1 protein-coding gene is annotated in these 1348 nt (G+C 65.7%); it reads right to left on the bottom strand.

What is annotated here, in order from left to right; all coding sequences use genetic code 11:
- On the bottom strand, window positions 1-1175 hold a 1175-nt coding region (locus CQ039_RS16470), incomplete at its 3' end, for a dicarboxylate/amino acid:cation symporter (RefSeq protein ID WP_105565025.1).
- Window positions 1176-1348 lie beyond the last annotated feature (173 nt).

The following is a 1348-nucleotide window of genomic DNA, read 5'->3' as shown; positions in this document are numbered from 1 at the left end:
GAGTTGCCGACCACGTTGGTGGCCGAGCGGCCCATGTCGAGCAGGTGATCGACGCCCAGGACGATGGCGATCCAGGCTTCGGGCAGACCGAAGTAGGTCAGGGTCGCCATGATGACCACCAGCGAGGCGCGCGGGATGCCGGCGATGCCCTTGGACGTCACCATCAGCAGCAGCAGCATGAAGACCTGCTGCGAGACGCTGAGGTGCACCCCATGCGCCTGCATGATGAACATGGTGGCGAAGGTGCAGTAGAGCATCGAGCCGTCGAGGTTGAACGAATAGCCCAGCGGCAGGACAAAGCTGACGATGCGGCGGCGCACGCCGACCGTCGGCAGGGCGTCGAGGATGCGCGGATAGGCGGCTTCCGAGCTGGCGGTCGAGAAGGCCAGCAGGGCCGGGGTGCGGATCACCTTGAACAACGGAATGACGCGACGGCCCAGGACGATGGCGGCGGCCACGAACAGCAGGCCCCACAGCAGGGCCATCGAGCCGTAGAAGCCGAGCACGAACTTGGCGTAGACGGCCAGCATCTCCAGGCCTTGCGTGGCGATGGTCGAGGCCAGGGCGGCGAAGATGGCCAGGGGGGCCAGCTTCATCACGAACTCGGTCACCTTCAGCATGATGGAGGCGGCCTGTTCGACCAGGTTCAGCACTGCCGGGGCCTTGTCGTCCAGCGCCGCGACCGCCGTGCCGACGAACAGCGAGAAGACCACGATCTGCAGGATCTCGTTCCGGGCCATGGCGTCGAAGATCGAGGTCGGCACCAGGTGCGTCACGAACCCATGCAGCGAGAAGGCGTCGGTCGAGGCGGCCGGCGCCGTCGCCAGCGCCGCCTGCGGCAGGTGCATGCCCGCGCCCGGCTGCAACAGCTGCACCATCAGCAGGCCCAGCAGCAGGGACACGATCGAGGCGCCGATGAACCAGGTCATGGTCTTGACGCCGATACGCCCGACCGAGGCGGCGTCCTCCATGTGGGCGATGCCCGCCACCAGGGTGGTGAAGACCAGCGGGGCAATGATCATCTTGATCAGACGCAGGAAGACGTCGGTGATCAGCGACAGATTCGTCGCCGCCGCGGCGGCCTGATCGGCGCTCAGATACTGGTTGACGCCCCAGCCGACCAGCACGCCCAGGATCATGGCGCCGATGATGAGGTAGGCGAATATTCGGTTCATTTTCAATGTTCCAACTGCACGCGACCCACCCCGTCGGAACACCGTCCCCCCGACCGCACGAGCCTTGTCCGTCCACGCAAAAGCAGGGCGGCGGACGTCCCAAACACCCGCCGCCCCGCCGACTTCTCGCCTTTAGCTAAAGCCTATCGACCCGCCAGACCAGATCAGAATGA

It is taken from the genome of Brevundimonas sp. MYb52, assembly GCF_002979535.1.
In the GTDB taxonomy this organism is placed as follows: Bacteria; Pseudomonadota; Alphaproteobacteria; order Caulobacterales; family Caulobacteraceae; genus Brevundimonas.
The sequence above is the reverse complement of the archived record's forward strand: the minus strand, read 5'-3'. Positions and strand labels throughout refer to the sequence as shown.